Consider the following 23,078-nt stretch of genomic DNA (forward strand, 5'->3'; position numbering starts at 1 on the left):
CGTGGGGATGAACCCTTGGCGGCCGATCCGGTGGACTGTCAACGGCACAAGTCCGCGAGAATGCGACATGCGCCGGAGACGCGCGGTCGCAGGGGCTTTTCGCTGTGGACCGGGGCCTTTATGTCGGTTCCGGAACGGAGCACCGGGACCCTCATGATCTTCTTCCTCATCTGCGCCGCCGCGGCCCTTCTCGTGGCCGGATCGCTCGTCCTGCCACTCCTGCGGGGCGGGGCCGAGGGCGACACCCGGTCCGAGGTCGCGATCTACCGCGCGCAGCTCGAGGAGATCGACCGCGATATCGCGCGCGGTGTGCTCGACGGCGAAGAGGCCGAGCGCACCCGGACGGAGATCGCCCGTCGGCTGCTCGCCGCGGACCGGGCGCAGGCCGAGGCCGGCGGCGACGCGCCCCGTCGCGCGACGCGCGTGGCGGCCGGGCTGACAGGCCTTGCCATCGTGGCCGTCGCGGGCGGGCTCTACGCCTGGCTCGGGGCGGCCGACCTCTCGGGCCCCTACCCCGACATTCCCCGCGCCGCCCGAATTGCCCAAGCCGAGGAAATGCGCGAGTCCCGCCCCAGCCAGGCCGCACTGGAAGCCGCCGCGCCGGAGATAGCCGCCGACACCAGCGACGCCCCGGAAGACTACCTCGAAATGGTCGCGCAACTGCGCGAGATCGTCCCGACGCGGCCCGACGACCTGCAGGGCTGGGAGCTCCTGGCCCGGCACGAGGCCGCTCTCGGCAATTACGCCGCCGCAGCCAGGGCGCAGGAGCGAGTCATAGCGCTCATGGGAGAGGAAGCCACCGTCGAGGACCAAGTTCGCCTGCTCGACCTCATGGTCGCCGCGACCGCCGGCGTGGTCTCTCCCGAGGCCGAGGCCCTGACCGATGTCATTCTCGCCTCCGACGACGAGAACCTGGCCGCGCGCTACTACGTTGGCCTCCTCTACGCCCAGACGGACCGGCCCGACGTCGCCTTCCGCATCTGGCGCGACGTCATCACCGAGGGACCGACCGAGAACCCCTACGTCCGGCTCTCTCGCGGCCAGATCGAGGAGGCCGCCTTCCGCGCCGGGGAGGAATTCCAGCTGCCGCCCGAGGTCGAGAGCGTGCCCGGCCCGAGCCAGGAGGACATGGAGGCGGCCGCCGAGATGGACCCCGAGGCGCGGCAGGAGATGATCGAGGGTATGGTCGCCCGTCTCGAGGGGCGCCTCGCCAGCCAGGGCGGCACCGCCGAGGACTGGGCCCGGCTGATCTCCGCCAAGGGCGTCCTCGGCGAAACCGAGCAGGCTCAGGCCATCCTCGACGAGGCGCGCGGCGTCTTCGAAGAGAGCGAAGAGGCCCTCGCGCTCATCGAACGAGCGGCCGAAGGCGCGGGGCTCGAATGATCTGCGAAAGCGCGGAGGATTTCGCCGCCGCCCTGCCCCCACTCGGCGCGGTCATGGGCCTCGACCTGGGCACGAAGACCATCGGTGTCGCCGTCTCGGACGGTATGCGCTCTGTCGCCACCCCGCTGGAAACCGTGAAGCGGAAGAAATTCACGGCCGATGCCGCCCGCCTGCTGGAAATCGCCACCGGCCGGCAGGTGACCGGCTTCGTCCTCGGCCTGCCGCGCAACATGGACGGGAGCGAGGGACCGCGATGCCAGTCGACACGCGCCTTCGCCCGCAACCTGTCCGGCCTCACGGACCTCCCCATCGGCTTCTGGGACGAGCGCCTTTCGACCGTTGCCGCCGAGCGGGCCCTGCTTGAGGCGGATACGTCGCGAAAACGTCGCGCCGAGGTCATCGATCATGTCGCCGCCTCTGTAATATTGCAGGGACTGCTCGACCGTCTCGGGCACCTGAGGAACGCAACGTGAGCAAACCCGACACCTCGGACAAGGTCTGGTCCCGCGCGGAGATCGAGAGCCCCTGCATCAAGGTCTGCGTCGTCCACCCGGAGGCGCGGCTCTGCACCGGGTGCCTGCGCACGCTCGACGAGATCGCGGAATGGTCGCGCATGACCTCCGACCAGCGTCAGGCGGTGATGGAAGAGCTCCCCTCCCGCGCCGGCCGGCTGAAGGTGCGGCGCGGCGGTCGCGCCGCGCGGCTCAAGCGCTAGCCGGCCAGCGCGCTCCGGATCATGTTGAGCGCGACGAGGATCAGAAACACCCCGAAGACCCGCTTGAGCCGCTGCGCATCGGTCCGATGCGCGAGCGCCGCGCCCATTGGCGCCGTGATCAGCGTCATCGCGATGACGAGACCGAAAGCGACGAGATTGACCGAGCCGACGGTGAGCGGCGGCCGCACGGCCTCCGGCATCGGCACCACGAGAAAGCCCAGAACCGACGGGACGGCGATCAGCACGCCGAAGCCCGCCGCCGTCGCCACCGCGCGGTGGATCGGGACGCCGTAGAGGCTCATGACCGGCACGCCGAAACTGCCGCCACCGATCCCCATCAGGACGGAGAGAAAACCGATGACCGGCGACATCACGGCGCGCAGCACGCCGACGGGCATGACCGGTCCGAGCCGCCAGGTGGACTTGCCCAAGGTCATGTAGAGGCCCACGACAACCGCAAGCGTCCCGAAAATGGCCTGAAGCCAGTCCGAACGCAGGCTGGAGGCGACGAGAACGCCGACCACCGCGCCAATGGCGATTCCCGGTGCCCAGCCCTTGAGGATGGACCAGTCGACGGCACCCTTCCGGTTGTGCGCCGCGACGGAGCGCAGCGAGGTCACGATGATCGTCGCGAGCGAGGTCGCCAGGCACATCCGCATGAGTTCGGGACTGTCGTAGCCGAGCACGGCGAAGGCGTAGAAGAACGCGGGCACGAGGACGATGCCCCCGCCCACGCCCAGCAGGCCCGCGAGCACACCGGCGAATGCGCCGATCACCAGCAGCATCGCTCCCATCGCGATCAACAGTCCCATGTCAGGCATCTCTTCCCTCCCCGTTCGTCCCGCCCCTCTTTGCCCAGCGGCGCGGCGGCTGCAATGGCTCGCAAAAAAGGCGGCGCCCGCAAGGAGCGCCGCCGAAAAATGGTTCGTCGGTGCGACCCGGCTCAGACCAGGTCGAAGCGGTCCGCTTCCATCACCTTGACCCAGGCCGACACGAAGTCGGCCGCGAACTTCTCCGAGGAGTCGTCCTGGGCATAGACCTCGGCCAGCGCCCGCAGCTGCGAGTTGGAGCCGAAGACGAGGTCGACGCGCGAGGCGGTCCACTTGACCTCGTCGGTCGTCCGGTCACGGCCCTCGAAGAGCTGCTGGCTGTCGTCGACCGCCTTCCACGCGACTTGCATGTCGAGGAGGTTGCGGAAGAAGTCGTTGGTTAGCTGACCGGGACGGTGGGTGAAGACGCCGTGCTTCTCGCCGTTGTAGTTGGCGCCGAGCGCCCGCATCCCCCCGACGAGGACGGTCATTTCCGGCGCGGTCAGCGTCAGGAGTTGCGCCCGGTCGATCAGCAGTTCCTCGGTCGGAACGGTGTAGTTCACCTTGAGGTAGTTGCGGAATCCGTCCGCCTGGGGCTCCAGCACTTCGAAGCTCTCGACGTCGGTCATCTCCTGGCTGGCGTCGGTCCGGCCAGGCGTAAAGGGCACGGCCAGGTCGTGACCGGCGTCCTTCGCCGCCTTCTCGACCGCAGCCGAACCACCGAGCACGATCAGGTCGGCCAGCGAGATCTTCTTGCCGCCGCTCTGAGCCGCGTTGAACTCCGACTGGATGCCTTCCAGCGTGTCGAGCACGCGGGCCAGCTGCTCCGGCTGGTTCACTTCCCACTCGCGCATCGGCGCAAGGCGGATGCGCGCACCGTTCGCGCCGCCGCGCTTGTCCGAACCGCGGAAGGTCGCGGCGGAGGACCAGGCGGTGTAGACGAGCTCCTGGATCGTCAGACCACTGTCGAGGATCTTCGCCTTGAGAGCGTCGATATCGGCCGCATTGACCAGCTCATGATCGACCGCCGGCACCGGGTCCTGCCAAAGCAGGTCCTCCTGCGGCACTTCCGGGCCGAGGTAGCGGACCTTGGGACCCATGTCGCGGTGGGTCAGCTTGAACCAGGCGCGGGCGAAGGCATCGGCGAACTCCTCGGGGTTCTGGTGGAACCGCTTGGAGATCTCGGCATAGGGCCCGTGCACCTTCAGAGCGATGTCGGTGGTCGCCATCATCGGCTTCACGCGCTCGTCCGACCCGTCGACCTGAGGCGCGAAGTCCTCGTCCTTGAGGTCTTTCGGTGTCCACTGCCAAGCGCCGGCGGGGCTCTTGGTCAGCTCCCACTCGTAGCCGAAGAGCAGGTCGAAGTAGGACATGTCCCATTGCGTCGGCGTCGGCGTCCACGGACCTTCAAGGCCGGAGGTGATCGTGTGCTTGCCGCGGCCGGTCTCGTGGGTGGAGGTCCATCCCAGGCCCTGCTCTGCGATGTCGGCGCCTTCGGGCTCGTGCCCGACGAGAGAAGCGTCGCCAGCCCCGTGGGTCTTGCCGAAGGTATGGCCGCCCGCGATCAGCGCGACGGTTTCCTCGTCGTTCATCGCCATCCGGCCGAAGGTCTCGCGGATGTCATGCGCCGAGGCCTCGGGATCGGGCTTGCCGTCCGGACCTTCCGGGTTGACGTAGATGAGGCCCATCTGGACCGCCGCGAGCGGGTTCTCGAGGGCACGGCCTTCGGAGTACCGGCTGCCGGGCTTGTCGGAGGTGGCGAGCCACTCTTCCTCGGTGCCCCAGTAGATATCCTCTTCGGGCTCCCAGATGTCCTCGCGGCCGCCGCCGAAGCCGAAGGTCTTGAAGCCCATCGACTCGAGCGCGACGTTGCCCGTCAGGATCATTAGGTCGGCCCAGGAGATGGCATTGCCGTACTTTTGCTTGATCGGCCACAGCAGACGGCGCGCCTTGTCGAGGTTCGCGTTGTCCGGCCAGGAATTCAGCGGCGCGAACCGCTGCGTGCCGGAGGTCGAACCGCCCCGACCGTCACCGGTCCGATAGGTGCCGGCGGAGTGCCAGGCCATCCGGATGAAGAAGGGACCGTAGTGACCGTAGTCGGCGGGCCACCAGTCCTTGCTGTCCGTCATCAGCGCCCGCAGGTCGGCTTTCACCGCGCCGAGGTCCAGGGCCTTGAAGGCGCTGGCGTAGTCGAAGTCCAGGCCCATCGGGTCGGACAGCGGAGAATTCTGGTGCAGAATCTTGAGGTTAAGCTGGTTCGGCCACCACTCGCGGTTCGACCGCCCGCGGTTCGTGGCGTGCATCACCGGGCACTTGGCCATGTTGCCTGCGTCGTTTCCGTCCATCTCGAGCCCTCCGGAGGTTGTCATCGAGGCCAGCCGCACCGAGCGGAGACCCCTTTTCGGGCGCCTGCATACAAGGCCGCGCCGATAGAGGAAAGTTGCATCTCCTGATTGCGTCCATAAGATCGCCTTATGAACAACCTGACCATCAAGCAGCTTCGCTATTTCGAGGCCCTCGCGCGGGAGCGGCACTTCGGCCGTGCGGCCGAGGCGAGCGCCATTTCCCAGCCCGCGCTCTCCATGCAGATCAAGGAGTTGGAAACCTCGCTCGGCACGCCGCTCTTCGAGCGGGGGGCGCGGCAGGTCCGTCTGACCCGCTTCGGAGAGGATTTCGCCCTCCGCGTCCGCGACATCCTCATCGCCGTGGACGAACTGGCCGATCTTGCCCGCGCGACGGGGGACCGGTTGCAAGGGCGGCTGCGGCTCGGAGTGATTCCGACGATCGCGCCCTACCTCCTCCCGCGCCTGCTGCCCGACCTTCAGGCGGCACACGAGGGGCTCGACATCCACGTCCGCGAGACGCTCACCCCGCGCCTGATCGACGAGATCTCCGACGGCCGGCTCGACATGGCCATCGTCGCGCTGCCGGTCAACGAGCCCGCGCTGACGGAAGTGGCCCTGGGAACCGAACCCTTCGTGCTGGTCCGGCCGATGGAGGAGTCCGACGCCCCCGTCCCCGGCCCCGCGAGCCTCGCCTCCCACAGGCTTCTGCTCCTGGAAGAGGGTCACTGCTTCCGCGACCAGGCGCTCTCGTTCTGCTCCCTGCCCGGCGCGCCGAAGGACGGCCTCGACGGCAGTTCTCTCTCGACGCTCGTGCAGATGGTGGGCGCGGGGCTGGGCATCACGCTCATCCCCGAGATGGCGATCCCCGTCGAGGTCGAACGCGCGCGCGTCTCGATCGCGCGCTTCTCGGCACCCGAACCGTCGCGGACCATCGGGATGATCTGGAGACGGTCGAGCCCGCTCGTCCACCAGTTCCAGGAGGTGGTGGAGGTCGTTCGGCAATCGCTCGAGACGGTCGGAACCGAGGCGTCCTGACGGGACCGATTGTGATGTTCCCGGCCCTCGGCTACCCCTCGGCTGTTAACGGGAGGATACCATGAAGAGTTCGCTGGAGATCTTCGATCTCGAAACCGGCGCCTGCAGCGTCGTGCTCACCACCGACCGGCTGATCGAGGCGCCGAACTGGGCGCCTTCCGGCGACCACCTGGTCGTCAACGGAGACGGACGGCTCTTCCGCGTGCCTCTCTCACGGCCGGAGCTGCAGGAGATCGACACCGGCTTCGCCGACCGCTGCAACAACGACCATGGGCTCTCGCCGGACGGGGGCACCCTCGTCATCTCGCACCATGTCGAGGACGGCAGCTGCATCTTCACCCTCCCGGCCGAGGGCGGGGAGCCGACACGGATCACCGAGAAGACCCCCTCCTACTGGCACGGCTGGTCGCCGGATGGCCGCACCCTCGCCTACTGCGCGAAACGGGACGGGACCTTCGCCATTCACACGATACCAGTCGGAGGCGGCGAAGAAACGCGCCTGACCGACGAAGAAGGCCACGCCGACGGGCCCGACTATACGCCCGAAGGCGACTGGATCTGGTTCAACTCGACCCGCGGCGGGACCATGCAGCTCTGGCGGATGCGGCCCGACGGCAGCGAGCAGGAGCAGATGACCGACGACGAACGGATCAACTGGTTCCCGCACCCGCGGCCGACCGGGCCTGAGGTCCTCTACGTCTCCTACGAGGGCGGGACCGAGGGCCATCCGCGCGACCATGAAGTCGAGCTGCGCCTCCTCGATCCGCGCGACGGCACCATCCGAACTCTGGAGCCGGTCTTCGGGGGACAGGGCACGATCAACGTACCCTGCTGGGAGCCCGGCGGACGCCGCTTCGCCTTCGTGCGCTACGCGCGGCCCTGAGGCCGCTCAGACGAGGTTGCGCGGCACGGCGACGGCCCAGTCGGTGTCGCGCACCAGTTCCTCCCCGGCCCAGGCCTGCATCCGCGCCTCGATCCGGAAAGAACCCGCGTCACCCTGCAGGCGCGTGGTCGTGATGGTCTTCACCGACCAGTCGCCGCGGCTCATCTCGTGCTCCCAAATCACCTCGCCCTCGGCCGAGGCCGGATCGTCAGGCAGAACCGAGTAGCGCTCGTAGCCTTCCGAGGAGTGGTAGAAGTCCTGGCGGTTGATGCGGATGCCGCCTTCGTGCACGCGCACCTCGGTCGTGACGCGGCCGGTGTCACGGTCCTCGCTCAGCTGCCACTCGGCTCCGGGCGGCACGGCAACGGCAATTTCGAGCGGCTCCGCTGCGCGGGGCGGCTGGAACTCCGGCACGGCAAGGCCGTCATCCGACCTGACCGGCAGATCGAGCACTGTCTGCCCCGGCAGCACGGTCAGCGTCACCGGTTCCGGCGTCGGCCAGGCGATGGGGAAATAGCTGGACGACAGCGAGAGCCGAAGGCGGTGCCCGGCCCGGAAAGTCTGGGCGACGTGCTTGAAGGGCACCTCGATCGTGTAGTCCCGGCCGGGTTCGAGCGGCTGCGGATCGGCGTGGCCGTCGCGGTGCGTGAGATTGAGAAGCCCGTAGCTGACGCGCGTTCCCGCCCCATCCGGCGCCACGTCGACCAGCCGCGCGGCGATCTGGGCGACCGGCTTGTCCGCCCGCAGGGTGACCCTGAGCTTCGCGTCTCCCGCGATCTCGAGCGGTGTTTCGAGCGGGGCGGTCTCGAAGACCAGGCTCCCGGCGTCGTCGCGCCTCTGGTCCGTGGGCTGGTCGCCGGGCAGCGCGTAGGAGCACCATTTGCCGCCATGCCCCCCGACCCAAAGGGGCGAGTTGAGCGTCATGGGCGCGTCCGGCGCACCCGCCTCCTCGGAGAGCGAACCGTCGGATCCCAGGCGGTACTCCGTCCGCGTGATGTTCGGCGACGGCCAGGCGAGCTCGGTGATCCAGCGCCCGTCCCGGTGCTCGTAATGGCTGCGCGGCGGAGCATGGTCCTGCATGTAGAGCCGTAGCGGCGGCTCGTCGGCAATCCCGGTGTCCTCGCCCTTCAGCCACTGGTCCCACCAGCGCGTCTCCTCGGTGAGCCAGTCGATCGCGGGCCCCGGCTCGCCCAGGTGCGGGTAGCGATGCGACCACGGTCCGACGATGCCCTTCGCGGGTCCCTTGAGGTTCTCGACCAGCCGGAAGACCGACCGGCAGTAGCCGTCGGCCCAGCCGCTCACGGCATAGACCGGTACTTCGATGTCGGAGAAGTCCTCGCAGACCGAGCCGTGCTGCCAGAACTCGTCGCGCGTCTGGTGGCTCATCCAGGTTTCGAGCCAGAGGCCGGACTCGTCGAGCCGCTTCTCCCAGAGCTCGCGCCAGCGGTTGCCGACATGGGCCGGGTCCGGCGGAAGGGTGTTGATGCCGAACATGACCGAGGCCCAGGACAGCTGATCGCAGAGCAGCGTGCCGCCCATGTAATGGATGTCGTCGGCGTAGCGGTCGTCGGTCGAGCAGATGGTGACGACCGCCTTCAGGGCCGGCGGCCGGAGTGCGGCGATCTGCAACCCGTTGAAGCCGCCCCAGGAGATCCCGACGATGCCGACGCCCCCGTCGCACCAGGACTGGTCCGCGATCCAGGCGATCGTGTCGCAGCCGTCCTGCAGCTCGATCTCCGTGTACTCGTCGGTCATGACGCCTTCGGACTCGCCCGTCCCGCGCAGATCGACGCGCACGTAGGCGTAACCGCGGGCCGCGAGCCAGGGGGCGCGGGCATGGTCACGCTCCAGCGTCTTGTCGTTCTTCCGGTAGGGAATGTACTCGAAGATCGCCGGGACCGGGTGGTCCTCGGCGTCGACCGGCATCCAGATGCGGGCGGCGAGCCGCGTGCCGTCCGGCATCGCGATCTCGACATGTTCGAGTTCCCGCACCGGGCGGGGAAGATCCGTATCGATGATCATGGGGCGCTCGACAGTTTCAGGCGGGGACAGAACCGTCAGGGCTTATCGCGGGCGAACGCCGGGAAGTCCAGCGCGTCGCCCCCCGCCCTACTCCACGATGTCGGTAAACTCGTAGTTGAGCCGCTTCATGACCTGCTCGTAGTTCCAGAGCAGCTTGGACTGCTTGCTCGCGCCCATCCAGACGGAGGCCACGGCATAGCTGTAGGCGTCCTGCTCCGGCAGTTCGGACAGCGTCATGCCGCGCGTCACGTAGGAGCTGATCCTCGTGCCCTCGACCTGCTCCGCCGCAACCTCGATCTCGGCCCGGGACGGCGCGCGCGAGACGGTCGCGTCGTTGAAGAACACCCGGTAGAAGAACTCCGCCGCCACCGTCTCCGGCCCCTCGCCCTTCGGCATGTCGGGCTTGCGACCGAGCCCGAGGTCAATCGTGACCTGCTGGTGGCTGCAGCCGTCGACCATCTCGAAGAGGTCGCAGTGGGACTGGGCGATGCGGGTGTTGATCTCCAGCAGCCAGATCTTGTTCTGAACCTCGTCCCAGTAATACTCGATGTTGAAGCCCGCGTTGTCGTAGCCGATGTGGCTCATGATCGTGCGGGTGATCTCGTTCATCTTGTCCTGGATCTGCCGCGGCAGAGTCGAGGGATAGAGGTAGTAGAAGAAGCTCAGAACCTGCGGGTAGCGGATCGAGTCGACGGTGCCGTAGGGCACGACCTCGCCATTGTGGACATAGCCCTCGACGGTGCATTGCCGGCCGCCGATGACCTGCTCGGCCATGCAGTAGTGCCCCTCCACCTGCTTCACGTCCTCCGGCAGATCGGCCTGGTTCAGAACGTGATCGAAGGGCTCGCCGATGGAGCGGATCTCGGCCCGCAGCTTCTCGGTGGCGTAGTCGAAGTCCTCGGGGGAATCGATGCGGAAGCCCAGCCGGGACCCGGAGGACTTGATCGGCTTGACGAAGAAGGGAAAGCGCAGGTCGGCCTCGCCGATCTTGGAAAGCGCCTCGTCGTCGAAGGGATCGAAGGCGGTGAACTTCGGAATGTGCTCCGGGATCGACTCGGCCATCACCTTGCGCGACCAGTACTTGTGCTCGCACTTCAGAAGCGCCTCCAGCGAGGCCTGCGGCGTACCATACTTCTTGCAGAGGATCGGCAGCATGGTCGAGACGGGGAAGTCGATGTAGCCGACGATCGCGTCGATGGAGCCGTCGAAGGCATCGAGCTTGGCTTCGGCCTCGGCCAGCATCGCGGGAATGTCGAAGTCCTGCGTCTCGGACACCTGGGCCGGCGTCAGCAGCTGGTGAAACTCGACGTCCTCGACGCCCCGCAGCCGCTTCAGTCGCGCGGCATTCAGGTCGTTCAGGCCGACGACGAACACGTTCTTGGTCATTTTGTCTTATCTCCCTGTTTCTACGCGGAACGCGCAGCCCGGCCGGTCGGATCCGGCCGGGCGCTCCGATGGTCGCGTCTCAGGCCCGCGCGATGTCGGCCTGGGTGGGGAAGCTGCGGCCCTTGAGCCGCTCGGTCGTGCCCTCGATGTCGTCCACGAGCAGCAGGAGGAAGTCGCCGGCGACAGCCTCGCCGATGGCCCGGTCGACCGCATCACGCTCCGCCATGATCGTCTCGACCCGGGCATCCGTCCCGGCGGACTGGGCCCCCCGGTGGATCAGGCCCGCCGTCTCGCCGGTCTCACGGCCCCGCGCGTCGGTCTCGTAGACGTAGACGGTATCGCACATCCGGGCGAGCTGGGCGCCGAGCGCCTCGAGGTCCTCGTCGCGCCGGTTGCCCGGCGCCGTCGCCACGGCGATCTTGCGCTGCCGCGCGAGTCCGTCGACCAGCGGCTTCAGCGCCTCCAGCGCGGGCACGTTGTGGCCGTAGTCGATCAGGCACTTCACCCCGTCCGCCTCGAAATAGTTCGTGCGGCCCGGCATCTGCGCCGGCGTGGGGTGGAAGGTCAGCAGACCCGCACGGATGTCGTCGATCTCGACGCCATGGGCCAGCGCCGCCGCGGCGGCCGCCATGGCGTTCTGCACATTGAACGGCGCGTGTCCCTCGAAGGCGATGGGCACGTCGTTCACCTCGACGATCTCCACCGTGACCTTGCCACGCAGCAGGACGATCCAGCCGTTCCGAACGGTCAGGACCATGCCCATGCTGGCAAGGTGTTCGGCGATGTCGGGATTGTCAGGGTTCATCGTGAAGTAGATGATCTCGCCCCGCGCCCAGTAGGTGCCGTGCTCCATGACCATGGGATCGTCGGCGTTAAGGACGCAGTAGCCCCCCTCGCCCTTCCGCTTGGTCGAATCGACGACCACCGTCTTGCACCGCGCGAGTTCTTCCAGCGTGTGGATGTCACGCTCGCCCAGGTGGTCGGAGGCGATGTTGAGCAGAACGCCCACGTCGCACTCGTCGAAACCGAGGCCCCGGCGCATGATCCCTCCCCGCGCGACCTCGAGCACGGCGTGCTCGACCGTCGGCTCGCGGAGGACCGCCTGCGCGGCGGCCGGACCGGAGTAGTCGCCCCGGAGGATGACGTTGTTGTCGATCTCGACCGTCCCAGTGCAGCCCATGCCGACCGAGTTGCCGGCCTGCCGCAGGATATGCGTGGTCAGGCGGGTCGTCGTGGTTTTCCCGTTGGTGCCGGTGATCGCGGTGATCGGGATCCGGCCGTCGTCCGTCGGATCGGGGAAGAGCATGTCGACCACATGCTGTCCGACAGGACGCGGCGTGCCGTGGGTCGGCGACATGTGCATGCGGAAGCCCGGGCCCGCGTTCACCTCGACGACGCCGGCCGACTGCTCGTCGAGCGGCACCGAGAGCGTCTCGGCGAGAAGGTCGATGCCGATCACGTCGAGCCCCACGAGGCGACCGATCCGCTCCATGGCGAACTTGACCTCGGGGTGAACCTCGTCCGTCAGGTCCGTAGCCGTGCCGCCGGTGGAGATGTTCGCCGTCGACTTGAGAAAGGCGATCTCGCCCTCGGGCAGCACGGTCTCGGTGGTGTACCCCGCCTGTTCGAGCATCCGGTGCGTCTGCTCGTCCACCACGATCTGGGTCAGCAGGTTCTCGTGGCCCACGCCGCGGCGCGGGTCCTCGTTCTCGATGTCGATCAGCTGCTGGATCGTCTTCTCGCCGTCCCCGGTCACATGGGCCGGCCGGCGTCGGGCGGCGGCGACGAGCTTGCCGCCGATCACCAGCATCCGGTGATCCTCGCCCTTAATGTAGGTCTCCACGATGACGCCGGCATAGTCGTCCCGCGCACGAGCCACGGCGGCTTCGTAGCCGGACTTCAGGTCCTCCTCCGAGGCGATGTCGGTGGTCACGCCCCGGCCGTGGTTGCCCGAAAGCGGCTTGGTCACGACCGGCCAGCCGATCCACTGGGCGGCCTCCAGCGCCTCGTCGTAGGAATAGCAGACCGCGCCCCGCGGGACGGGCACGCCCGCATCCTCGAGGATCTGCTTAGTCCATTCCTTATCGTCGGCGATGGAGTGGCCGATAATGCCGGAGGCATCCGTCACCGTGGCCTGGAAGCGGCGCTGCTTGATCCCGTGGCCGAGCTGCGTGTAGCTCGTGCCCTCGGTCAGGTTGTAGGCGGGAATGTTGCGCGTCTTCGCGGCATTGACGATCGATCCGGTCGATGGGCCGAGCGCATTGGCGTCGCGCACTTCCTTCAAGCGATCGATGATCGGCTCGAGCTCGACCGTCTCGCCGTCATAGAGCTTCTGGACGATTTCCACGGCCGCCTCGCCCGCGGCGAGGCCCGTCGCCTCGTCCCGGTACCGGTAGACGACGTTGTAGATGCCCTTGTCGTAGCTATCGACCGTCTTGCCGTAACCGACCGAGAACCCGATCAGGTTCTGCAGTTCGATAGCCACATGTTCGACCATGTGGCCGGCATAAGTGCCGTTGCGAACCCGCTGAAGGAACCCGCCGGGCTCCCCCACCGAGCAGCGGTGATCGTGTATCGTCGGGATCAGGTCTTCGAGATTTTCAGCGATGCCCGGCACCTGATCGCTTGGCCGGTCTTCCAGTTCCTCGATAGCGAGCCGCATGTAGATCGCTTGGTAGCGGCTGTAGTAGTTCGGCCCACGCAGCGCGCGGTGTTCAAGTATATTCAATCCTCTGCTCCAGGCTTTTGGCCCTGAGCTCTTCGGGTCCCAGGACCCGCCGGTCCGTCAGGCTGTATCCGTACCCGTGGACCAGCGCGTGCATTATGACGTTGTGGACGCTGACCGCCTCACCGTCTGCGAGATCAAAGACATTCGATCCGGTTATCTGCGAACTGTCAACGAGGATGACGTGTCCCGGTCCGAAGGCACGGATGAGATCGCCTTCGAACTGGACCGCGGCGTCCTCTCCGAGGCCGACGCCCAGGTATTCGGGATTGGTCGCGCCCACTTCCATCAGGCGCGAGAACCGGCCGCGTTCGAGGAAGTGGGTGTCGATGATCACGCCGTCGACGAACCCGAAGCCCGCACTCATCTTGACGGCGCCCTTGCGCAGGCTGTCATCGGCCGGGCCGCCGTAGACCATCGTGCCCGACTGGCAGGCCGCGCCCGCGCTCGTCCCGGCGATCGTGGCGCCCTCCTCATGTCTGCGGCGCATCATCTCGAGTGCCGGCGAGGCGCCCAGGATGTTCGTCAGCCGCATCTGGTCGCCGCCGGAGATGAAGATTACGTCGGACCGCTCGATCATCTCGATGTACTTGGACGCGTTGGCGTCCTTCCGTTCGCGGATCCGGATATCCAGGACCTCCCCCGCGCCGATGCCGTCGAAGGCCTCCTTGTAGCCCCCGAAGACGTCATCCGGGATGCTGCTTGCCGTGGTGATCACCCCCACGACCGGCTGGTCGGCGGGCGAGAGCGAGAGAACGTTGCGCAGAATGCTCGCGCGTGAGGTCTTGTCCTCCGCGCCGCCGATCGCGATCAGCGGGCCCGTGGTGTCGACCTTTCTGGACATGTTCATCGATTGCACTCCGTTCCCCCGTCGAGGGCTACATATTGTGGTCTACCTTAGCACCTCCCCAGCTTTAGGACAGCGCGTATCGCAGGGAATTGACGGCAAGATGCCGGGACGTCACAGCAAGTGCCGCGCTGGCAGGCAGAAATCAGGACCGATGCCGCCAAAGACAACCGAAGAGACCTTCAGGATTGGTGAACGATGACCGAGACATACAGCCTCGCGATCCACGGCGGCGCCGGGGTGCTGCCGCGGGAGAGCATGACGCCCGAGCGGGAGGCGGCCTGCCACGCCGCCCTCGCCCGCGTTCTGGAAGCCGGCGAAGCCGTCCTGCGCGAGGGCGGAACGGCTCTGGACGCGGTGACCGTGGCCGTGCAGGCGCTCGAAGACGAACCGCTGTTCAACGCGGGCCACGGCGCCGTCTTCACGCGTGACGGCCACCACGAGATGGACGCCGCGATCATGGACGGCCGCGACCGCTCTGCCGGAGCCGTGGCGGGGATCATGGGCCCCCGGCACCCCATCCTCGCCGCTCGCGCGGTCATGGAGACGACCGACCATGTCCTCATGTCGGGCGAAGGCGCGCTCTCGGTTGCCCGGGAGGCCGGCCTGGCCTTCGAGGAGGAGAGCTATTTCTTCACGCAGGAGCGCTGGGACGCCCTCCAGCGGACGCTCGAGATGGAGCGCGCGGGCGTGCTGGACGACGACCCGTCTCGCCGTCACGGCACGGTGGGCGCAGTGGCGCGGGACAGGAACGGGCACGTCGCGGCCGCGACGTCGACGGGCGGCATGACCGCCAAACGGACCGGCCGCGTGGGCGACAGCCCCGTGATCGGCGCCGGGACCTTCGCCCGGGACGAAACCTGCGCGATCTCGGCCACCGGCGATGGTGAGGCCTTCCTGAGGCTCTCGGTCGCGCACGAGATCGATGCCCGGATGCGGCTTGCCGGAGAGACGCTCGCGCAGGCCGCTGAGCGCGTCGTCATGACCGACCTCACGGAAATCGGCGGCTCCGGCGGCCTCGTGGCGGTCGGCCGCGACGGCACGGTCTCCCTGCCCTTCAACTGCGAGGGGATGTACCGCGGCTGGGCGGTCGAGGGCTCCGGGCGCGAGACGGCGATCTACTGACCGCCGTCCCGGACAATCAGTCCGCGCCCTTCACCTCGAGCCGGGCATCCGGGTCGGGGTGGAAGACCCGCTGCAGAAGATAGGCCGCGACCGCCAGCCCGATGCCGATCAGGTCAGTGAGCCAACCGCCCTCGATCATGAAGAGCGCCGCCGCGATGAGCGCCGCCCGGTTGAACCAGGCTGCCCGCGCGCCGAGGAACCAGCCCTGCACGCCCGAGGATAGCAGGAACACCCCCAGCGTCGCCGTCAGGCCGGCGCGGAGGATCTCCAGCGCGCCTCCCTGCATCAGGATCGCCGAGTTGTAGAAGAACATGAAGGGCACGATGAAGGCCGCGATGCCGATCTTGAAGGAGGCGACCGAGGTCTCCATCGGGTTCGCCCCCGAGATGCCTGCCGCCGCGTAGGAGGCCAGCGCCACCGGCGGCGTGATGGCTGACAGCACCGCGAAGTAGAAGACGAAGAAGTGCGCTGTGAGCGTCGGAATTCCCAACTCCACGAGACCCGGCGCCACGACCGAGGCGGCGACGGCATAGGCCGCCGTTGTCGGCATCCCCATCCCCAGCAGGATCGCGATGCACATGGCGAAGAAGAGCGCGAGCAGCTGGCTGACGCCCGCGAGGCCCAGCAGCAGGTTGGAGAACCGTGCGCCGACCCCCGTGAGGGAGATCACGCCCACGATGATGCCAGCACAGGCGCAGACCGCGATGATCTGGATCGACATGATCCCCGCGAGCTCGAAGGCCTTCACGATCGAGGGCAGCCCCATCCGGTAGGGCGTGAGCCAGCTCACCACGGCTGCCGAAACCGTCGCCAGCGTGCCGGCGCGGATCACCGAGTAGCCCATGAAGAGCGCCGCGATCAGGATGATGATCGGCAGGAAGAGGAAGGCCCGTTTGGCCATGGCCTTCACTGCCGGAAGCTCGTCGTCGCGCATCCCGCGCATGCCGAGCTTGGCCGCCTCGAAGTCCACCATGAAGTAGACCGAGACGAAGTAGAGCACCGCCGGGATGATCGCCGCGATGGCGATCTCGGTGTAGGGAATGCCCGTGATCTCGGCCATGATGAAGGCGCCGGCGCCCATGATCGGCGGCATGATCTGACCGCCGGTGGAGGCGGCGGCCTCGACCGCGCCGGAGGTCTGCTTCTTGTAGCCGACCTTCTTCATCAGCGGGATGGTGAGAGAGCCCGTGGCGACCACGTTGCCCGCCGAGGTCCCGTTGATCATACCCATGAGGCCCGAGGCGAAGATCGCCACCTTGGCCGGGCCCCCGCGCGCGCGCCCGGCGACGGCGAAGGCGAAGTTGACGAAGTAGTCGCCCACCTTCGAGGCCTGCAGGAAGGCCGCGAAGATGATGAAGAGGATGATGTAGGTCGAGGAGACGGCCGTCGTCGGGCCGAGGATCCCCGCGTCTGTGTAGACCTGGCTGAAGAACCGCTTCCAGCTGATCGCTGGCGAGTTCAGGAAGCCCGGCAGATACTGCCCGAGGAAGACGTAGGCGAGGAAGATCGTCGCGATGATGACCAGCGCGAGACCGGCCACGCGCCGCGTCAGCTCCATGATGAGCAGCGTGCCGGCCGTGGCCGCGATCGAGATACCGACGGGCGCGAAGGGCGTCCCGGTCGAGTTGCGCATCAGCGTGCCGTAGATCGTGATGAGATAGGTCGCGACCGCGATGCCGCAGACGCCGAGCAGGATGTCGACCGAGGCCACCCGGTCGCGTCTGCGCTTCTGCACCCAGGACAGCAGGATGCCCCCGACCGTCGCCACCATGAGCGGGACGCCGTAGAGCCAGACTTCCCGGAAACGGATGGTCTCGTCGATACCGGTCCAGGTCATGCCCCCGGCGATCTGGAAGGCGAACCAGATCGAGACGCCCAGCGAGAAGAGCGCGGGCACCATGAGGGCGACACCGATCCAACCGAACATCGGCGTGTCGCGCGTCTCCTGCTCCTCGTCGAAGCTGTGCGCGGCGAAGAGGATGAAACCAAGGAACAGCGCGCCCGCCACGTGGACGATGCGGAAGTTCCAGGTTTCCATCGGGAAGGTCGGCAGGAAGGGAAGCTCGATGCCCGTCCAGTCTTCGATGGAAACGCCGTTGAGCGCCGCCATGTGGAAGGCCGCGTAGATCGCGGCGAGCCCGCTCACGGCGTAGAAGCGCCAGCCCTCGTAGAGCCTGCGGTTGGACTCGATGGCCTCGTCGTCGACACCGTCGGCGATGGCGAGATCCATCGGATCGGCCGTCTTCGGATCCTTGTCCTCGGCGGTCATGGCGCCCCCTCCCTTTTTGTCCCGGCGGGCGGTATAGCCGCAGCCCCTCTTGCGGCATAGGCCGCGCCCCTCTCCGGGGGCGCGACCCTTTGTCCATCAGGACGACCCGATTACGAGTCGCTGCTGTAGATCATGTCGTCGGAAATGTCCGCGCCGGCATTCTCCTCGAACCAGGCGGCGGCACCGGGGTGCCAGGGCAGAACTTGGTTCTTGTCCCAGTTCTCGGGAATGGTGGACTCGGCGGCACGGTGGATGTTCACCATCCGCTCGTTGTCCGACATGACCACGTCCACGACGGCGTTGACGAAGCTGTCGGGCAGGCTGCAGTCCGCGATGGCGAAGTTCCACATGGAGACCGAGCGCGCGCCCTCTTCCAGCGTGGAATAGGTGTCGGCCGAGATCTCGAACTCGGAGACCGGGAACTCCTCGAGCAGCTGGGCCTGCTCCTCCTCGGTGAACTCGATGATGTTCACGTCGGTCTGCACTTCAAGCTGGCTGACCGCCGGCACCGGCACGCCGGCCGCGAAGGCGATCACGTCGAGAAGGCCGTCCTGCAGCTGGCCGCCGAGGTCGGACCAACCGCCGTTGCGGCGCTCGTAGTTCACGCCGAGCGTGTCCATCATCCGCGGGAAGTAGGTGTCCGAGGTGGAGCCCGCCGGGCCGAAGCCGATGCGTGCGCCGTCGGGGATGTCGGAGATCGACTCGATGCCCGAGGAGCTCAGCGCCGTCACGGAGAAGGGCGTCTGGTACATCGGGAAGATCGCGCAGGCGTTGGTCATCTCGAGGCCCGGAGCGATCGGGTTCTCGCCGGCCAGCGACTCCGCCGCGGGACCCATGGTGGTCATGCCGAAGGCGGCATCGCCGGTGTGCACCAGCGCCATGTTCTGCATCGGGCCGCCGGTGACTTCGCCGCCGCCGGAGAGACCCAGCTCGTCGGCGACCAGGTTCGCCCAGCCGGAGCCGTAGGCGAAGTAGGTGCCGCCCTGGCTCGCGGTACCGACGGTGAAGCTCTCGGGCCAACCCTCGCGGTCGCCGTCCTGGGCGAAGGCCGGGGTCGCGCCGGCCGCGACGAGCGCGGCGGTCTTGATCAGCGTCTTCATGTGGATAGTCCTCCCATAACGCGTGTCTTGGTGCAGGACCGATAGGAGAGGTCGGGAAAGCCGACTGTCAACCGCAAAGGCCCTGTGCCCTGCCGCAGATCCCGGCCACGGCGCTCCCGTTTCTCGACCTGCCCACCGTGCGCGAGTTCTGCCGGACGTCTCTGCCCGCCTGCCGATGGCCCTCCACTGGACAGAGGGAACTCGGCCGATATATCCGCTTTCGGAACGACGCCCGGAGGACAGCCTCATGGAAGACGTCAAGACCCGCCCGAAGACGACCACCCGCACGAAGCCGGAACGTCCGCCGCTCTGGAAGGTCATCCTGCTCAACGACGACTTCACGCCGCGCGACTTCGTGGTGGCCGTGCTGCGCGCGGTGTTCCGCATGTCCGAGAGCGAGGCGATGGGCGTCATGCTGACCGCCCACCGCAAGGGCTCCTGCGTCATCGCCGTCTACACGCAGGAGGTCGCGGAGACGAAGTGCGAGCAGGCCAACGACTGGGGCCGCCGCACAGGCTACCCGCTCGCCTTCACGACCGAGAAGGACGCCTGACCTCAGTCGAGGTCGCGCAGCACGCCGCGCAACACCTCGCCGATCCGGTCGATGTGGCTCTTTTCGATGATGAGCGGCGGCGACATGGCGATGATATCGCCCGTCGTGCGGATCAGAAGCCCCTCGTCGAACGCCCGCAGGAAAGCCTGGAAGGCCCGCTGTGTCGGCGCACCCTCGATCGGCTCCAGTTCGATGGCGCCGATCAGGCCCATGTTCCGGATATCGATGACATGCGGCAGGTCCCGCAACCCGTGCAGCATATCCTCCCAGTAGGGCGCGAGTTCCGCCGCCCGCTCGAAGAGGCCCTCCTCGCGGTAGGTCTCCAGCGTCGCGAGACCGGCCGCCGCGGCGATCGGGTTTCCCGAGTAGGTATAGCCGTGGAAGAGCTCGATCAGGTGCTCGGGCCCGTGCATGAAGGCGTCGTGGATCTCGGGCGTGGTAAAGACGGCGCCCATCGGGATGACCCCGTTCGTGAGCCCCTTCGCGGTCACCATGAGATCCGGCTTCACGCCGAAGTACTCCGCGGCGAAGGAGGCGCCCAGGCGGCCGAAGCCGGTGATCACCTCGTCGAAGATCAGCAGGATGCCGTGCTTGGAGGTGATCTCGCGCAGACGCTCCAGGTAGCCCTTCGGCGGCAGTAGGACGCCGGTCGAGCCCGCCATCGGCTCCACGATCACCGCGGCGATGGTCTCCGGTCCGTGCAGCGCGCAGATCCGCTCCAGCTCGTCGGCGAGATGCGCCCCGTGCTCGGGCTGACCGCGGCTGAAGCCATTCTCCTTGAGGTGGGTATGCGGCAGGTGATCGACGCCCGGCAGCGTCCCGAAGGTGCGGCGGTTGTTGACGATCCCGCCCACCGAGATCCCGCCGAAGTTCACCCCGTGATAGCCCCGCTCGCGCCCGATGAGCCGCGTCCGCTGCCCCTCGCCCCGCGCCCGATGATAGGCCAGCGCGATCTTCAGGGCGGTCTCCACGCTTTCCGATCCGGAGTTGGTGTAGAAGACATGCCCCATGTGCTCGGGCGCCATTTGGATCAGCCGGTTCGCCAGCTCGAAGGCCTTGGGATGCCCCATCTGGAAGGCCGGCGCGTAGTCGAGCTCGGCGACCTGGCTCTGCACGGCCTCGACGATCTTCGGCCGCTTGTGCCCCGCGTTGCAGCACCAGAGACCGGCGGTCCCGTCCAGCACCTCGCGCCCGTCCTGCGTGCGGTAGTGCATCCCCTCGGCGGAGACGAACATCCGCGGCGCGGACTTGAACTGCCGGTTCGCCGTGAAGGGCATCCAGAAGGCGGACAGGTCGTTGGGCTGGTGCACGTTCATCGGGCATCTCCGGGTCAGGGTCTGGGACCGAAGCTATACGCGGTCGGGGGCGCTCCGCAATCGCGCTCAGCCGCCGAAGTAGACCGCGGCGACCTCGCCCCGCAGCGCCTCTCCGGTCGCGGCGATCATGTGCCCCTCGCGGAGCCGCGGCACATAGGCCGTCCCGTCCGTCAGGGCGGCGACGCCGCCCGCCTCGGCGAGGGCCAGCGCACCTGCCGCATGATCCCAGGGCTTGAGCATCGCCGCGAGGGCGAAGTCTCCGCCCCCCAGCACGAGCTGCCGGTACTCGTGGCAGGAGCACCGCAGGCTCCCCGCCCGGCCCGTCCGGACCATGCCCCCGGCGATCCGGTCCCTGTCCGCTTCTCCGAACAGGAAGAGCGGCACGAACCCCTGCGCCTCGCCGAGGCCCGGAGCGGGCCCGACCTGCAACCGCACCGGCGCCTCCCCGGCGCGGCACATCCACGTTCCACCGCCCCGCCGCGTCAGGACCCAGTCGTCGAAGACCGGGTCGTAGAGCAGGCCGAAGACGGTCTCCCCGTCCTCCACCACCGCGAGGATCACGCCGAAGGTCGCGAGCCCGTGGGCGAAGTTCCAGGTCCCGTCGATCGGATCGACCACGACGACGCGCCCCGGCGCATCGAGCCTGTCGAGAACCGAAGGGTCGGAAGCCACCGCCTCCTCGCCCACGACGGCCGCGCCCGGCATCACCCGCCCGATCCCATCGGCCAGTGCCGCCTCCGATGCGAGATCGGCGGCGGTCACCAGGTCGTCCGGGCGCCCCTTGGCCCGGATCTCCGTCGCGTCGAGCCGCCGGAACCGCGGAAGGATCTCCCGCGACGCCACCTCCCGCACGAGCCCGACGAGACCCTCCTCCTCGGCCCGCGACAGGCTCACGCCCGGAGTTCCAGTTCCACCGGCGCAAGCCCCTCGATCCGCCCCAGGAGGCGGTCGCCCGGCCCGACCGCCCCGACACCGGAGGGCGTGCCGGTCATCACCAGGTCCCCCGGCCCCAGGTCGTAGAGCCCGGCCAGGTGCGCGAGGCAGCGGTCCACCGGATGGATCATCTCCGAGACCCGGCCCCTTTGCCGCCGCTCGCCGCCCACCTCGAGCGTGATCTCCTGCTCGGCCGGCGCCCAGTCCGTGGCGGGCGTCAGCGGCCCGATCACCGCGCCGCCCTCCACGTCCTTCGCGGCGTCCCAGGGCAGCCGCCCCTCCTTGGCCTGCGCCTGCAGGTCCCGTCGGGTCATGTCGAGCCCGGTGGCCCAGCCCCAGACCGCGCCTCCCTCTCCCAGCGCCGCGACCAGTTCCACCTCGTGGTGGTAGTCGGCCGTGCCCTTCGGATAGGCCAGCACGGCGCCGCTCCGCGCGAGGGCCTTGACCGACTTGGTGAAGAACCACGGCGCCTCGGTCACTCGGTTGCCCATCTCGGCCGCGTGGGCCGCGTAGTTCCGCCCGATGCAGAAGATGCGCCGCACCGCGTAGAGCGCCCCGATCCGCAGGACGGGAAGCGCCGCGGGCGGCTCCGGCTCGAAGATGTATTCGGTCATTCTCGCTCCCTGCAGGCCGGCCTCCCGGCCCTTCCTTCATCTAGCCCCAAGTACCCTCGGGGGAGACCGCGGCCTCGCCGCGGACGGGGGCAGCGCCCCCTGGCCGCCCGGCAACCGCCGCAGGCGGTTCCGGGCAAGACCAGCGCGGCCCGCAGGGCCGCACCACAAGGTCACGCTCTCACCGATCGCCGAGCCCGAGCGGCGCGTGCCGGTTCACGTCCTTGTAGAGCAGGTAGCGGAACGGGCCCGGCCCGCCGGCGTAGCAGGCCTGCGGGCAGAAGGCGCGCAGCCACATGTAATCGCCGGCCTCGACCTCGACCCAGTCCCGGTTCAGCCGGTAGACCGCCTTGCCCTGCAGCACGTAGAGCCCGTGCTCCATCACGTGCGTCTCCATGAAGGGGATGACCGCGCCCGGCTCCAGCGTGACGATCGTGACATGCATGTCGTGGCGCAGGTCGTCGGGATCGACGAAGCGCGTCGTCACCCAGCGCCCGTCCGTCCCCGGCATCGGGACCTGCTCGGCCTCCGCGTCCGAGGAGATCACCGGCTCCGGCGCGCCCAGCCCCTCGGCAGGCACGTAGCGCTTGCGGATCCAGTGAAAGCCCAGTTTCGCCTGGCTCGCCCGGTTCCGCAGGCTCCAGCGGGTCCCCGCCGGCAGGTAGGCGTAGCCGCCCGGTCCCAGGACATGGACCGCCCGGCCGATCTTCAGCTCGGCCTCGCCCGTGGTGACGAAGAGCACCGCCTCGGCCCCGCCGTCCGCCTCCGGCTTCTCCGAGCCTCCGCCGGGCGCCACGTCCATGACGTAGTGGGAGAAGGTCTCCGAAAATCCCGACATCGGCCGGGCGATCACCCAGAGCCGGGTGCCCTCCCAGTGCGGCAGGCGGCTCGCCGTTATGTCGCGCATCGTCCCGCGCGGCAGGACGGCATAGGCCTCGGTGAAGACCGCCCGGTCGGTCAGGAGCTGCTCCTGCGGGGGATGCCCGCCGAGATGGGAGTAGTAGCTGCGTGTCATGCCGGA

General features: G+C 68.1%; 19 protein-coding genes. 7 read left to right on the top strand and 12 right to left on the bottom strand.

The genetic code is table 11. The annotated features are described in order from the left end of the window. Positions 1-153: 153 nt before the first annotated feature. The 3 genes from ccmI to F3S47_RS08815 are packed head-to-tail and all read left to right on the top strand — an operon-like array spanning position 154 to position 2,098. Entirely contained in the window at positions 154-1,383 is a 1,230-nt protein-coding gene (gene ccmI, locus F3S47_RS08805; RefSeq protein ID WP_150444868.1) for a c-type cytochrome biogenesis protein CcmI, read from the top strand. Continuing rightward, positions 1,380-1,856, top strand: a complete 477-nt coding sequence (ruvX, locus tag F3S47_RS08810) for a Holliday junction resolvase RuvX (RefSeq protein ID WP_150444869.1) — start codon at positions 1,380-1,382, stop codon at positions 1,854-1,856. Before ccmI ends, ruvX begins: the two co-directional genes overlap by 4 nt. Further along, positions 1,853-2,098 (top strand): DUF1289 domain-containing protein, encoded by a 246-nt coding sequence (locus F3S47_RS08815; protein WP_150444870.1) that lies wholly within the window; start codon positions 1,853-1,855, stop codon positions 2,096-2,098. The genes ruvX and F3S47_RS08815 overlap by 4 nt, the downstream gene beginning before the upstream one ends. On the opposite strand, the gene F3S47_RS08820 is transcribed toward F3S47_RS08815, so the two are convergent. Together F3S47_RS08820 and katG are read right to left on the bottom strand one after the other, a co-directional pair. Beyond that, complete coding sequence (locus F3S47_RS08820) at positions 2,095-2,919, bottom strand: sulfite exporter TauE/SafE family protein (protein ID WP_150444871.1); 825 nt, start codon at positions 2,917-2,919, stop codon at positions 2,095-2,097. The genes F3S47_RS08815 and F3S47_RS08820 overlap by 4 nt on opposite strands. A gap of 122 nt (positions 2,920-3,041) precedes the next feature. Beyond that, positions 3,042-5,252, bottom strand: coding sequence for a catalase/peroxidase HPI (gene katG, locus F3S47_RS08825; protein ID WP_150444872.1), 2,211 nt, complete (start codon positions 5,250-5,252; stop codon positions 3,042-3,044). A gap of 129 nt (positions 5,253-5,381) precedes the next feature. Here katG and F3S47_RS08830 point away from each other — a divergent pair, with 129 nt between their 5' ends. Together F3S47_RS08830 and F3S47_RS08835 are read left to right on the top strand one after the other, a co-directional pair. Next, positions 5,382-6,287, top strand: coding sequence for a hydrogen peroxide-inducible genes activator (locus F3S47_RS08830; protein ID WP_150444873.1), 906 nt, complete (start codon positions 5,382-5,384; stop codon positions 6,285-6,287). Between the two features lie 61 nt (positions 6,288-6,348). Next, a complete protein-coding gene (locus tag F3S47_RS08835) occupies positions 6,349-7,170 on the top strand; it encodes a TolB family protein (protein WP_150444874.1) in 822 nt (273 codons plus the stop codon). 6 nt (positions 7,171-7,176) lie between these two features. On the opposite strand, the gene F3S47_RS08840 is transcribed toward F3S47_RS08835, so the two are convergent. From F3S47_RS08840 to F3S47_RS08855, 4 genes are all read right to left on the bottom strand, one after another. After that, complete coding sequence (locus tag F3S47_RS08840; protein WP_150444875.1) at positions 7,177-9,192, bottom strand: CocE/NonD family hydrolase; 2,016 nt, start codon at positions 9,190-9,192, stop codon at positions 7,177-7,179. 87 nt (positions 9,193-9,279) lie between these two features. Next, positions 9,280-10,578: an ATP-grasp domain-containing protein gene (locus F3S47_RS08845; protein ID WP_150444876.1), complete on the bottom strand. Its 1,299-nt coding sequence runs from the start codon at positions 10,576-10,578 to the stop codon at positions 9,280-9,282. 79 nt (positions 10,579-10,657) lie between these two features. Further along, positions 10,658-13,306 carry a cyanophycin synthetase gene (gene cphA / locus F3S47_RS08850; protein WP_150444877.1) on the bottom strand — a complete coding sequence of 883 codons (2,649 nt, stop codon included), beginning with the start codon at positions 13,304-13,306 and terminating at the stop codon, positions 10,658-10,660. Continuing rightward, positions 13,293-14,153, bottom strand: a complete 861-nt coding sequence (locus tag F3S47_RS08855) for a cyanophycinase (protein ID WP_150444878.1) — start codon at positions 14,151-14,153, stop codon at positions 13,293-13,295. The genes cphA and F3S47_RS08855 overlap by 14 nt, the downstream gene beginning before the upstream one ends. A gap of 195 nt (positions 14,154-14,348) precedes the next feature. Between F3S47_RS08855 and F3S47_RS08860 the strand changes: the two genes are divergently transcribed. Then, a complete protein-coding gene (locus tag F3S47_RS08860; protein WP_150444879.1) occupies positions 14,349-15,275 on the top strand; it encodes an isoaspartyl peptidase/L-asparaginase family protein in 927 nt (308 codons plus the stop codon). A gap of 16 nt (positions 15,276-15,291) precedes the next feature. Here the strand turns inward: F3S47_RS08860 and F3S47_RS08865 are convergent, their stop codons facing one another. Further along, complete coding sequence (locus F3S47_RS08865; RefSeq protein WP_150444880.1) at positions 15,292-17,544, bottom strand: TRAP transporter permease; 2,253 nt, start codon at positions 17,542-17,544, stop codon at positions 15,292-15,294. Positions 17,545-17,654: 110 nt separating this feature from the next. Further along, entirely contained in the window at positions 17,655-18,644 is a 990-nt protein-coding gene (locus F3S47_RS08870) for a TAXI family TRAP transporter solute-binding subunit (RefSeq protein WP_191090118.1), read from the bottom strand. A gap of 247 nt (positions 18,645-18,891) precedes the next feature. On the opposite strand from F3S47_RS08870, the gene clpS reads away from it, so the two are divergent. Next, on the top strand, positions 18,892-19,197 hold the full coding sequence (gene clpS / locus F3S47_RS08875) for an ATP-dependent Clp protease adapter ClpS (protein ID WP_150444881.1): 306 nt from the start codon (positions 18,892-18,894) through the stop codon (positions 19,195-19,197). A 2-nt stretch (positions 19,198-19,199) separates the two neighbouring features. Here the strand turns inward: clpS and F3S47_RS08880 are convergent, their stop codons facing one another. From F3S47_RS08880 to F3S47_RS08895, 4 genes are all read right to left on the bottom strand, one after another. Next, positions 19,200-20,513, bottom strand: a complete 1,314-nt coding sequence (locus F3S47_RS08880; protein WP_150444882.1) for an aspartate aminotransferase family protein — start codon at positions 20,511-20,513, stop codon at positions 19,200-19,202. Positions 20,514-20,579: 66 nt separating this feature from the next. Beyond that, positions 20,580-21,407, bottom strand: a complete 828-nt coding sequence (locus tag F3S47_RS08885; protein WP_150444883.1) for an inositol monophosphatase family protein — start codon at positions 21,405-21,407, stop codon at positions 20,580-20,582. Further along, positions 21,404-22,060 (bottom strand): fumarylacetoacetate hydrolase family protein, encoded by a 657-nt coding sequence (locus F3S47_RS08890; protein ID WP_150444884.1) that lies wholly within the window; start codon positions 22,058-22,060, stop codon positions 21,404-21,406. The genes F3S47_RS08885 and F3S47_RS08890 overlap by 4 nt, the downstream gene beginning before the upstream one ends. 178 nt (positions 22,061-22,238) lie before the next feature. Beyond that, a complete protein-coding gene (locus F3S47_RS08895) occupies positions 22,239-23,072 on the bottom strand; it encodes a bifunctional allantoicase/(S)-ureidoglycine aminohydrolase (protein ID WP_150444885.1) in 834 nt (277 codons plus the stop codon). Positions 23,073-23,078 lie beyond the last annotated feature (6 nt).

This window comes from Histidinibacterium aquaticum, from assembly GCF_008710275.1.
Classification (GTDB): domain Bacteria; phylum Pseudomonadota; class Alphaproteobacteria; order Rhodobacterales; family Rhodobacteraceae; genus Oceanicola; species Oceanicola aquaticus.

Excerpts from the sequence above, each read along its gene's own strand:
- ccmI (WP_150444868.1), top strand. The coding sequence starts at position 154 with ATGATCTTCTTCCTCATCTGCGCCGCCGCGGCCCTTCTCGTGGCCGGA.
- ruvX (WP_150444869.1), top strand. The coding sequence starts at position 1,380 with ATGATCTGCGAAAGCGCGGAGGATTTCGCCGCCGCCCTGCCCCCACTC.
- F3S47_RS08820 (WP_150444871.1), bottom strand. The coding sequence starts at position 2,919 with ATGCCTGACATGGGACTGTTGATCGCGATGGGAGCGATGCTGCTGGTG.
- katG (WP_150444872.1), bottom strand. The coding sequence starts at position 5,252 with ATGGACGGAAACGACGCAGGCAACATGGCCAAGTGCCCGGTGATGCAC.
- F3S47_RS08830 (WP_150444873.1), top strand. The coding sequence starts at position 5,382 with ATGAACAACCTGACCATCAAGCAGCTTCGCTATTTCGAGGCCCTCGCG.
- F3S47_RS08835 (WP_150444874.1), top strand. The coding sequence starts at position 6,349 with ATGAAGAGTTCGCTGGAGATCTTCGATCTCGAAACCGGCGCCTGCAGC.
- F3S47_RS08840 (WP_150444875.1), bottom strand. The coding sequence starts at position 9,192 with ATGATCATCGATACGGATCTTCCCCGCCCGGTGCGGGAACTCGAACAT.
- F3S47_RS08845 (WP_150444876.1), bottom strand. The coding sequence starts at position 10,578 with ATGACCAAGAACGTGTTCGTCGTCGGCCTGAACGACCTGAATGCCGCG.
- F3S47_RS08855 (WP_150444878.1), bottom strand. The coding sequence starts at position 14,153 with ATGAACATGTCCAGAAAGGTCGACACCACGGGCCCGCTGATCGCGATC.
- F3S47_RS08860 (WP_150444879.1), top strand. The coding sequence starts at position 14,349 with ATGACCGAGACATACAGCCTCGCGATCCACGGCGGCGCCGGGGTGCTG.
- F3S47_RS08865 (WP_150444880.1), bottom strand. The coding sequence starts at position 17,544 with ATGACCGCCGAGGACAAGGATCCGAAGACGGCCGATCCGATGGATCTC.
- F3S47_RS08870 (WP_191090118.1), bottom strand. The coding sequence starts at position 18,644 with ATGAAGACGCTGATCAAGACCGCCGCGCTCGTCGCGGCCGGCGCGACC.
- clpS (WP_150444881.1), top strand. The coding sequence starts at position 18,892 with ATGGAAGACGTCAAGACCCGCCCGAAGACGACCACCCGCACGAAGCCG.
- F3S47_RS08880 (WP_150444882.1), bottom strand. The coding sequence starts at position 20,513 with ATGAACGTGCACCAGCCCAACGACCTGTCCGCCTTCTGGATGCCCTTC.
- F3S47_RS08890 (WP_150444884.1), bottom strand. The coding sequence starts at position 22,060 with ATGACCGAATACATCTTCGAGCCGGAGCCGCCCGCGGCGCTTCCCGTC.
- F3S47_RS08895 (WP_150444885.1), bottom strand. The coding sequence starts at position 23,072 with ATGACACGCAGCTACTACTCCCATCTCGGCGGGCATCCCCCGCAGGAG.